This window comes from Wolbachia endosymbiont of Cruorifilaria tuberocauda, from assembly GCF_013365475.1.
Lineage (GTDB): Bacteria > Pseudomonadota > Alphaproteobacteria > Rickettsiales > Anaplasmataceae > Wolbachia.
On the sequence record NZ_CP046579.1, the window covers coordinates 402,210 to 413,981 of the forward strand.

Genomic DNA, 11,772 nt, shown 5'->3' on the forward strand with positions numbered 1-11,772 from the left:
ATAAGCTAATGAGAAAAATTATTAAGTGATTTTGTGATATAGGAAGACAGAAACACTGAGGATCTTGGTAAGGCATAAATACTTATCTAGTGTAGTTTCCCGTAGAGAAGAAGTAATTTTGATAAAAATTGCTTTATGAACTACTAAATTTATACCTAGAAATAGAGGATGTTATGAGATCTCATAAGATGAGAGAGGCGATATAAATACAATTGCAAATTACTTTTCTTAGTTAATAGTTAAACTTGAAAATCTCAGAATTACATAAGATCAATGTATTATAATGATAGTCACTTCTTTATATAAGAAACAAAGGTAGTGCTTGTTTAGGACTATCGATTAGCAAATAACAAAAAAAGACTTCTTATTAGTAAGTAAAACTCCAGTTAGTTGTTGTCTTAGAGTATTATAAGTTTTATATAGTATTGAGTAAGGAGTAGTTAAAAAGATATTTTGGGATTTTGGAAGATGCTAATAAATGAATCATGTTATAAAATGAAGGTGAAACAGTGTATAAAATGCTCTATAATCTAGTGTATTTTGTAGTGTAAGCTGCAGTATCGTTTACTAACATAAATGCAAGTTGACTATGAAACTAGCATAATCATTAATGCTATAGAAGAGTTTGGTGGTGAAGTAAGGCTTGTTGGCGGGTGTGTAAGAGATTCCATTCTGCAGCGTGACGTGCATGATATTGACTTAGCTACTAATTTATTTCCTGATCAAGTAATTGAAGCACTAAAGTTGCATAATATAAAAGCTATTTTAACTGGTCTGAAACATGGAACTATCACTGCAATCTTAAATAAAAGATCCTTTGAAATCACAACATTAAGGCATGACATTGAATGTGACGGTAGGTATGCAAAAGTAAAATTTACTAATAGTTGGGAAATTGATGCTTCAAGGCGTGACTTTACATTTAATGCTCTATATGCAGATAAGAGAGGTCGTATATACGACTACTTTGGTGGAGTTGAGGACTTAAAAGCACAGAGGTTAAATTTTATAGGAAACGCTGAGTGTAGGATTAAGGAAGATTACCTGCGTATTTTGAGAGCGTTTCGTTTTCATGCTAAGATATGTGTTGGAGATTTGAGTAATGAAATACTGGATATATGCAAAAAGCATTCACATATGATTCAAAACCTTTCTGGGGAAAGAATAAGAGAGGAGATATTTAAGTTACTGGAGTGTAATGATCCTGCTCCTACTCTTAAGAGTATGCAGGAGTCTGATATTTTACAAAAAATTATTCCGAAGGAAGTGAGATGTGAAATTCTGTCTTCGCCATTCCTTACTAAGACTCAATCTTTTATAAAACAACCTGTTATTTTAGCACGTGGTGCTATAATTCATGCATCTCTCTTAGATCAAAATGTCAGCTACTTGGATGATACTCAACAAGTTGATGCACTAACAAAGTTAGCATTGCTTCTTAGGACTACTGGGAGGGATGATAAGGTGAATCTTGGAGAATACGTGAGCAAATTTTTACGCCTTTCGAACAAGCAAAAAAAAAAGCTGTTATTTTTATTAACTAACAATATTAAAATAGAACTCTCGGAAAGAAAACAAGAGAAATACATATCTCTTTTTGGTAAAGAATTATACTGTGATTTAGTAAAAATTCACGGCATTGAGTATGGGAAGAATGTTGATAAATACATTAAATATGCTAAGGTATTTGATATTCCAAGATTTCCTTTATCTGGTAATGATTTGATAAACATAGGTCAGAAGCCAGGAAAAGATTTAGGCAAAAACTTGGATTTGTTAAGGCAATATTGGGAAAGCAGCTCTTATACTTTAACAAAAGAGGAGTTATTATTTTATGCTAGGAGTTTGCTCTAACTATTTTCTAAATTTTAATAAATTAATATTTATAGTGCTACTAGCATGACCAGCAAGAGAGCTATGTTTTTACACATGTTTAGCAGCTCTTTGTTTTTTCTGGGGCTCTTCTCCAATCTCTCCTTCAATTTTTCTATCTTATATTAAGAAAATTCGTTTTCATTACCTACTGCTTTAATGCTAGAAAAGTTTTTATCAATGGATCTACTACTTTTTATTCTTGAAATAGATTCTTTCTTAGTTTGCTATTTCGCATCTCATGCTAATAACTCAAGTTTTTGAGCGAATTTAAGCCAGATTGAATACTTTTACTCACTGTTCTAATGTTGTATCTTATCTGAGTAAAGTTCTTTCATACAGCAAAGTGTACATATTTGTAATGTATTAGTTAACTTTTTGATCTTTTGTTGATGCCTTTATTCATTGTCTTGACTTTTGTATTAGATACCTAAAAAGATAAGTGTGTGCATTTATCACAGGTCAACATCATTTCTACTAATAACTAGTGGTAAGGAGCTTTGTTTGAAGTGTGTGTTGCAACACTAACCTCACTATAGTTACATAAGAAAGAAGCGATCATTTTTTATAGTTTATAGCAATAAAGTTTGCTGGCAGTTGAACTTATTTATGTTTGTTCTTTTATTATTTTACAAAGATCACATTAGAGTAACAGTGGGAATGACTTTAAGCTATACTGTCCTTACAGTATGTTAGGTAATATTAAGTATAATGATAAATGAAAAAGCTATCAAAGAGAGTTTAAGAAAAGTTACAGAACAAAAAGGTGCTGGCATAGTATCCTCAATTCTCATCAATGGTAAGGATGTCAGTTTTGTACTTGAAGTTTCTGGTAACACACAGGCGAATGAAGAGTTGAGAAAAGATTGTGAACATGCTATCAAATCTATACCAGGAATAGGAAAGGTGACTGTAGTTGCTACAAATCAAAAACAAGCTACAGAACAGAGAGCGAAACTGTGCATTGATGGAGTAAAGAATATAATCGTTGTAGCTTCTGGCAAGGGAGGAGTAGGCAAGTCGACAGTTGCACTGACTCTTGCTCTTTCGTTAATGAAATTAAAACACAGAGTCGCCCTAGCTGATACAGATATATATGGCCCTTCAATTCCCAGAATGCTTGGTGCTGAAAGATCAAAGCCAAAAATCCAAGGTGGCAAAGCGGTACCTATAGAAAAGTATGGGTTATATACTATTTCAATTGGATATTTTCTTGATAAAGCTCGTGCAGTAATATGGCGTGGTCCTATGATTACAAAAATGCTTTATAATTTACTTATGGGAACAAAATGGACAGATATAGAATATCTGATAATTGATACGCCACCTGGAACTGGTGATGTACACCTAAGCCTAATGGAGAATTTTGACTTAACTGGAGCGATAATAGTTTCAACTCCGCAGGAACTAGCTTTGATTGATGCTCGCAAAATTTATGATATGTTTACAAAACTTAGTGTACCAATTATTGGTATTGTAGAAAATATGAGTTATTTTATTCAAGGTAACTTAAAAATATACATCTTTGGAAAAGATGGTGCAAAAAAGGTATCTGAGGAGTTAGGAATTAAATTCTTGGGAAAAATTCCATTAGACCCACAGGTATGTAGTGCTTGTGATTGCGGAAATCCTATGGTGCTGAATAATAGTTTGATAGAAATTTATGAAGGCATTATTAAAGGTATAGAGTCTTTTATATATAGCTTATAAAAGTTATTTAAGTTTTTTTAATAGATAGATGTAGTTTTGTGGTTAGTAAATGAATTATGATGTAATCATTTCAGGTGGAGGTTTAATTGGTTTTATTACTGCTATTGGTCTTAGCAATAACTCCGTATCTGTAGCTGTGATTGAAAAAAGTAATCTAAAATATGTAGTTAATGATAATAGGGCATTAGCTATTTCTCAGGGCTCGAGAAGAATATTAGAAAAATTAGGTATTTGGCAGCTCATAGAGAGCGAAGCTGAACCAATACTTGATATATGCATACTAGATGAAAATAGTTCGGCTACTGTGCATTACGATCATAAAATGATTAGTGAAGAACCAATGGGATATGTTGTCAGCAATGCTGCTATATGGAATGTGATCAACAATAATTTTTTAGAAAAACTAAATATATATTCTCCACTTTCCTATAAGGCAGTTACTTGTGATGAAGGGTATGTAGAAGTTACCTTGGATAATGATCGAAAATTAATATCGTCGTTGCTTATTTGTGCTGAAGGTAAAAACTCTAAATTATTGAGGTTATTTTCTATTCCTGTAATTAAATTTAGCTATAGGCAAAGTAGCATAGTATTTAATGCAAGGCATGAATTGCATCACCAAAATTTAGCTGTAGAGCGGTTTTTCCCTGGTGGACCATTTGCAATTCTACCGATGAAAGGTGGACATACCTCTTCAATAATTTGGACAGAAAAATTTGAAACTTCTAAAATGTTAATGAATCTAACTGAGGAAGAATTTACAGCAGAGCTCAAGGAGAGGGTTGGCTCTTATTTAGGAGAAATTAAACTGAGTAGTGGAAGGAAATCTTATTCCTTAAGTTTTTCTTTTGCAAAAAGTCTATATAAAAGCAGAGTTTTACTTATCGGTGATGCAGCACATTCTATTCATCCTGTTGCAGGTCAAGGTCTTAATCTTGGAATTATGGATGTAGAGAGTGTTGTAAGGCAAATAACTGCTGCAAAAGAATATGGTATTGACATTGGCAGTAGCTATTTGCTGAAAAAAATTTCACGTGATAGGTACTGCGACAATTTTGCTATGTCACTTATTACTGATGGAATAAATAGGATATTTTCAAACAGAATATTTTGTGTTAAGGTATTGAGGAATCTTAGCTTAATGGTAGTCGAAAACTCAAATTTTCTAAAGAAATACTTTATTCATTATGCTATGGGGTTTAGGTAAGTTTATAGCGAAAGTTTTAAGATATTATCTTAGTGACTTCTTTTTCTTCACTTCTTTTTGGCTAGACCAACCTCCTGATTAGATATTTTTCCAGTAGAAATAAACTAATGTACTAACTATGGAAAATTTATTATAATAAGGCTTCTATAAATCAGCAAATCATTAAGTGGCAATACAAAATATCATTTCTCTTATCATGATACTATCTGTAGCAATTGCTGATATGGCAACTGATCTGTATTCAGTTGCACTTCCTAGTATTGCTAATCATTTTAAGGTAGATGGCAGTGTAGTGCAACTTACAATTAGCTTGAATTTAGTTGGATTTGCAGTATCTGGATTAGTTTACGGACCACTATCTGACTACTATGGCAGGCGTCCAATCATGCTGATTGGTATGGCAGTTTTTGCTTTGGCAAGTGTTATGTGTTGTATGGCTAATAATATTATCCTCTTAATACTGGTTCGCTTTATACAAGGAATAGGAGCTGGTGTTGCGGGTGTTGTTGGATATGCAGCGATAAGGGATATGTATTCAGGTAGTGAGTATTCGAGAGTAATTTCAAAGTTAAATATGGTAGTAGCACTTTCACCTGGGATAGCACCAGTAGTAGGTAGTTATATAATTTCACACGGTTATAGCTGGAAATTTTTGTTTTTTATTATGTCACTAGCAGCAGTTGTTATGTTTATTTTCATCTACCTTAAGTTGCAAGAAACACTTTCTGTAAATAGAAGTGGAACTAGTGTGGCTAATTTAATTAGCAATATTCTCAAGCAATATATATTAATATTCAGAAATTATCGTTTTCTTGGATTTTCAACTATTCATGGATTGACTTTTATGTGGCTTTGGGCATATGTTGCTAATTATCCTTTCATATTTGAAGCTATGGGTGTTGAAGTCCAGTATTTCGGTTATTTTATATCAATCATAGTTATATTTTTCATGATTGGGACTTTGATTAATAGAAAGTGTGTACCGAAAATGGGTGTTAGCAGAATGCTGATAGTAGGGCTAGCATTACCAATAATACCTGAGAGTCTACTAGCATATTTTTATTCTATAAATAAGTTAAGTATATTTATACTTCAAATTATTTGGATCCCAAGCAATATGGGTCTTGCACTTGTGATAAGCAATAACGTGACTTTTGCATTAGAAACAATTAAAGGTATAGGACTTGGTAGTGGAGTCCTTTCATTCTGTAATATGATGTTTGGAGCTGTAGGAATATATGTAATAGGGCAGTTTTTTTCTTATGGAGTTTTGTCAAATGCACTATTAACCGTTGTATGTTCTATAATTGCAGTTCTTATATACTACTTACTTGAATGTACTAAAAAGTGTCATAAACTCTGATGCTGAAAAGATGTTAAAAAGTATAATCAATACATGAATATCAAGGATTAAGGCCAAGATATCAATAATAGAGAATGTATGCTGAAAGCAGATAATGATAAAAAGTAAGAAGGATAAAAATAAGGACTAACATTGGTAAGACTTCTAAAAAATAATTTACTGAAGTTATTTTTATCAATTCAGATGTAACTGAATACTGACAGTGTCAATGTTTGTTTTTTGCTATTTATGATGATGGAGATTCTTATGAAAGAGTTAATTGCGTAAAAAACAAGGGAATAAACCTTGTATTCTATATGGTATTGCTAATTCCTGAGCTACAGCACTAAGTATGCATGAGATAAAAAGCTAGTGTTAAATGATATAGATTAGCTAAGGTAGTTAACTTTGTTTGATGTCTATTTATGACATTTTCTAGGAAAATAAAGGAAAAATTTTGAGTATTTTTGGTGATAAGAGAGTTTATTCAATAAAATATACTATGCTATACTAAAGTCAAAGAAGGGTTGAATGCTAGGTTGTTATCTTTTATTTTTTGGACTTAGTATCTAAATTTATGACACTTTACAATAAAAATTTTGCTTATTTTCGCATAGCTTCTATTACTACATGTGTTTCATGGGAGTGTAAATACGTACTGTATTTACAGCTTAAACTATAATTCGTTGATATATTATTTTTGATTGTTTATACAGATATAGTTTTGTATTATCAGAATCTGTTACATAATTCTATTTCAGAGAAGATGGTAATCAAGAAAATTTGACTTTTTTTTTATTAATTTCTCTCAGCAAAATTTTGCTGTACAGTCATTTCTACCAGGAGGAATATTTCCTTGTTCTTTATGCTTCAGCTTTCTCTAATGGATCCTTGACAGTCTTAGGTACTTCCATATTAATCACATAATGTTTTTCCTTATCTTTCTAGAGGTGATCATTTTGCATTAAGGGTCATTAGTCAAGTTAAAGTACTTGTAATGCAAAGATAACTTAGTTGTTTTCTATATAAACTTAATGTCTTGCTTAGCCAAGTACCTTAATGTTCGAAATGTTTCTATTTATAGGATTTAATTTAATAAACATTGTTAATGTTAATAATTTGCTTTTTTACAACTAGGAACTGACCTCTCTGGGGTATTCTATTTAACTGATTTGATATTAATGTTTATCGTTTTGCCTGTACAAATCGAGGAGTGAGCCTAATTACTTAGGAGGGTTTCGAGCAAACTACTAAAATTCTATATGATAGATATATTTACTTCTTGTCATTTGTAGTGTGCTAAATTAATATTTATCTGTTGATCCAAAATATATGGTGAATAATATTGTAGTTATTGGTTTACAATGGGGTGATGAGGGAAAAGGTAAAATAGTAGATTACCTTTCTGAGAACGCAGGTGTGGTTGTAAGGTTTCAAGGAGGGAATAATGCAGGTCATACCATAGTGGTAGGTGGTAAGATTTATAAATTAAATTTACTGCCTTCTGCTGTTTTAAGGACAGGCAAAATATCTATTATAGGGAATGGTGTTGCCCTTGATTCATATGCTCTAATTTCAGAAATAGAGCTATTAAGAACTAGAGGCATAGATATTAATCCTAGTAACTTAATGGTATCTGAAAGTTGCCCATTAATACTTAGTGTACATAAGGAAAAAGAAAAGTTATTTGAAGATTTAAATGGGGATCATAAAATTGATACAACAAACAAGGGAATAGGTCCTTGTTATGAAGACAAAATTGGAAGAAGAGCTATACGCCTTTGTGATTTAGAGAATATGGATGAGCTTAATGGAAAGGTGGATGCTCTTCTGAATTACCATAATGCTATCAGGAAGGGCCTAAGCTTCCATATAGCAAAAAAAGAAGAAATATTGAAGGAAATTAGAAGGATTTCAATGAAAATCCTTCCATATAAGAGGCCAGTATGGAAAGTATTGAATGAGCTTACAAAAGAGGGTAAGGAAATAATATTCGAAGGTGCACAAGGTACGTTTTTAGATATTGACCATGGGACATACCCTTTTGTTACTTCAAGTAATACTTTGGCATCGCAAGCAATAACAGGTTCAGGATTCTCTTCCAAAGTTTATGTCGTCGGTGTAGCAAAAGCTTATACTACAAGAGTAGGAAATGGCCCATTCCCTACTGAACAAAAAAATGAGATTGGAGATAGCTTATTTTCTATAGGTAAGGAACTTGGAACTGTAAGTAATAGAAAAAGACGCTGTGGTTGGTTTGATGCGGTTTTAGTACGTCAAGCAGTACAGATCTCTGGTGTTTCAAGTGTGGTGTTAACTAAGTTAGATGTTCTTGACTCTTTTGACAGAATTAAAGTATGTACTAGTTATGAGTACGAAAAAAAAATATACGATTATCTACCTGCATCACATGTAATGCAAGGGAGATTAGAACCAATATATGAAGAATTTCCTGGTTGGAAGGAGAGTATTCAAGGCAAAAGGCTGGTTAAAGAGCTGCCTACGAATTTAATAAGGTATATAAGGAGGGTTGAGGAATTAATAGGTGTGCCTATTCACCTAATTTCAACTAGTCCAAGGAGGGAAGATGTCATTAAGCTTAGAGATTTTGAACTCTCTAAGAGAGTTCTTATATCTTAATTGACTATTACAAAGTAGATGTACCTATTTAATACAAGAATATTTGATCGCTTTTAATACTAATTTACTAAGTAAGATAGCTCTATATTAGATTCATGATGAAGCCTGATTTTGCATATAAGAAGAAGTAAAAAAGTCAAATTAAGTTTAGTGCTTGTAGTTATTTTCAATTTAGTTAAACTTAAAATTTAAATTAGCTTAAAAAAATGTTGTTTGCTTTAAAAAGATATATTTATAGGGTGGTAACTATGAAGAGAAGAAGAAAGTGGCAAATAGCATGGTAGACTGTGTGCATATAATCAATTTAAGGAATGTGATTTAATCAGCTACTTTACTGAGCAATACTGAATGATAGTGAATATGATTAGCAAAAAAGCTAATATTAAGAGTTTATATTAGATTCTCCATTTTGTATTGAGGGTCGGATGCAACTCCATACACCCTATTTGGTGGTATAGTTTTGTTCTCTATACCGGAAGTGATGCCTTCGATTATGGCTATGAGCACTTTTTCAAGGTTACAATCTGCTCCAGGTACTCTGTGTTCTAGACGGCATTTGCTGCTTCTACTTAAAATCCTGATTGCAGCAGTTCTATTATTCACACCCCAACTAACTGTAGTTGGGGTGTGAATATCTGGGTATTGGAACCTAAGATATGAATCCTCGTTAGGAGCAAAGAATAACATATCTTTCTTCATCGTAGCGCACAATCCACCAATACTATGAATCAGGAAATCACTGTACTTTTGTCCGCTACAATAAAACAAATTACTGTTGTATAAATCAAATAAATTAACATGCACATTTAATGCACTTCCTGCTCTCTCTAAGTATGGTTTTGCTTTAAAGGAAGCATTACCACCGAGTTTCTGTGCTGTTTCAGATATAAGTATTTTTGCCAACTTGAAATGTTCAACCAAGATATAAAAATTTTTGTAACAACTACTTTTTATTTCATATTGGTGTATAGCGCTCTCTTTTTCACAGAAAAATCCAAGTGGAGCTATTTCAGCTTTAGCGTTACTAAAGAATAAACATTCTTTTTCTATCCCTTCGATATAAAACTCTAACTCAATACCAAACTGGATATAATAATTTAAATTGCTTGGTATATTCATAAATTTGTTCCAGTAAATTTATATTAAATTAATTATATTAATATGATTAATTTAATTTCTTGCTAACAAATTTGATATTTTATTTATACGTAGTCATTACTATTTCTTTATATCACTACTTTTAAAGTAAATCAAGGTTCATTTGTTGGAAGGAAAATGATCAGTTTTAGTGATTTTATGCCCTTTACAACTCATCAAAAATCACCATAATTTTTAGTATGTATTGAATGGTTTAGCTTTTTACTTTGCAGCAAGCTATTGATTAGCTTTTGTTCTTTCTAATTATTGCTTTTTTCTTATTTCTTAGTGTAGTGTATGAGCTTAATTAAGCCTAAAATTTCTGCTATGTTTTTTGACCAAATTATTACTGTGATGGATCACAACGTTGCTTGGGAGAAAATTCAGAGTTATCTCCATGATCTTTATGGAGAGGCAATATATAATAGTTGGCTAAGTTCACTTAGATTTATTAGTAGCAACAATAAAGAAGTTTTGTTGTCTGCACCAACAAGATTCATAAAAGAATGGGTCACAGTTCATTACATGGAGAAGATATTATCGTTATGGCAAAGTGAGGACAAAAATATACGTTCTATTGATATTCAAGTAACAAAGGAAAAGAATTTAACTCTTAATACTCTAGCGAAGAGCAAAGAGGAAAATAGTCACAGTCTTGGTTCACCGCTGGATCCGAGATTCACTTTTGATAATTTTGTAATAGGAAAGCCAAATGAACTAGCATTTACAGCTGCAAAACGTGTTGCAGAATCTGTTGATCCAATATCTGGTAGTAACCCTCTTTTTCTATATGGTGGAGTAGGTCTTGGTAAAACACACCTGATGCATGCTATAGCTTGGCATATAGCTAATTCTCCTCTAACAAAAAGAAAAGTAGCATATTTATCGGCAGAAAAATTTATGTATCAATATGTTACGGCACTAAGAAGTAAAGATATCATGCTATTTAAAGAGCAATTTAGATCAGTAGATGTATTAATGATAGATGATGTGCAATTTATTAGTGGTAAAGATAGTACACAAGAAGAGTTTTTTCATACTTTTAATGCATTGATAGACCAAAATAAGCAATTAGTTATATCTGCTGATAGGTCTCCTAGTGATCTTGATGGAGTAGAAGAAAGAATAAAATCCAGACTTGGGTGGGGACTAGTAGCAGATATTAATGAAACGACTTTTGAGCTGAGACTTGGTATATTACATGCTAAAGTAGAACAAATGAATATGTATATTCCTGATGATGTTCTAGAATTTTTGGCGAGAAACATAAAATCTAATATAAGAGAATTAGAGGGAGCCTTAAATAAAGTTGCTCATACTTCATTAATTGGAAGAAGTATGACAGTAGAATCAGCAAGCGAAACTCTAGCAGATCTTCTTAGATCAAATCATAAGCCAATTACAATAGCAGAAATACAGAGAAAAATAGCAGAATTTTTTAATATAAGGATTGCAGATATGCATTCCAATAGAAGACTTCGAGGCCTTGTAAGGCCAAGGCAAGTGGCTATGTATTTTGCTAAAAAGTTTACACAAAAAAGCCTTCTGGATATCGGAAGAAGCTTTGGTGGCAGAGATCATGCTACTGTTATACATGCAGTAAAACAGATAGAAAATTTCATAAAAACAGACTCAAATTTTGCAGATGAGATTAATCAGTTAAAAAAGATGTTTAAGTAGTTTTTTTAATTATATTATATATAGACTTAGTATCATGCTAATAAAATTGGAAAAGTATACTGGTAAGAGAAGGAAATAGTTTTTATTAAGAACCTAAAGTTTTAGTGAAAAATAGATAAAACTTTGAGCCTTCTCACCCATGAGATAGAAAGAGAAAAATCTATAAATTAATGTATCAATTATT

General features: G+C 32.0%; 7 protein-coding genes. 6 read left to right on the top strand and 1 reads right to left on the bottom strand.

Features of this window, described 5'->3' with window-relative positions; all coding sequences use genetic code 11:
* Positions 1-576 precede the first annotated feature (576 nt).
* From GOY13_RS01585 to GOY13_RS01605, 5 genes are all read left to right on the top strand, one after another.
* Positions 577-1,854 carry a CCA tRNA nucleotidyltransferase gene (locus tag GOY13_RS01585; protein WP_175814088.1) on the top strand — a complete coding sequence of 426 codons (1,278 nt, stop codon included), beginning with the start codon at positions 577-579 and terminating at the stop codon, positions 1,852-1,854.
* Positions 1,855-2,583: 729 nt separating this feature from the next.
* Positions 2,584-3,582: an Mrp/NBP35 family ATP-binding protein gene (locus GOY13_RS01590; RefSeq protein WP_175814089.1), complete on the top strand. Its 999-nt coding sequence runs from the start codon at positions 2,584-2,586 to the stop codon at positions 3,580-3,582.
* A gap of 49 nt (positions 3,583-3,631) precedes the next feature.
* Entirely contained in the window at positions 3,632-4,789 is a 1,158-nt protein-coding gene (gene ubiH / locus GOY13_RS01595; protein ID WP_175814090.1) for a 2-octaprenyl-6-methoxyphenyl hydroxylase, read from the top strand.
* Between the two features lie 166 nt (positions 4,790-4,955).
* Positions 4,956-6,152, top strand: coding sequence for a multidrug effflux MFS transporter (locus tag GOY13_RS01600; protein WP_458694611.1), 1,197 nt, complete (start codon positions 4,956-4,958; stop codon positions 6,150-6,152).
* A gap of 1,314 nt (positions 6,153-7,466) precedes the next feature.
* Positions 7,467-8,771: an adenylosuccinate synthase gene (locus GOY13_RS01605; protein WP_175814424.1), complete on the top strand. Its 1,305-nt coding sequence runs from the start codon at positions 7,467-7,469 to the stop codon at positions 8,769-8,771.
* 390 nt (positions 8,772-9,161) lie between these two features.
* Here the strand turns inward: GOY13_RS01605 and GOY13_RS01610 are convergent, their stop codons facing one another.
* A complete protein-coding gene (locus tag GOY13_RS01610; protein ID WP_175814091.1) occupies positions 9,162-9,890 on the bottom strand; it encodes a type I glutamate--ammonia ligase in 729 nt (242 codons plus the stop codon).
* Between the two features lie 315 nt (positions 9,891-10,205).
* On the opposite strand from GOY13_RS01610, the gene dnaA reads away from it, so the two are divergent.
* On the top strand, positions 10,206-11,588 hold the full coding sequence (gene dnaA / locus GOY13_RS01615) for a chromosomal replication initiator protein DnaA (protein ID WP_175814092.1): 1,383 nt from the start codon (positions 10,206-10,208) through the stop codon (positions 11,586-11,588).
* The last annotated feature ends 184 nt before the right edge of the window (positions 11,589-11,772 follow it).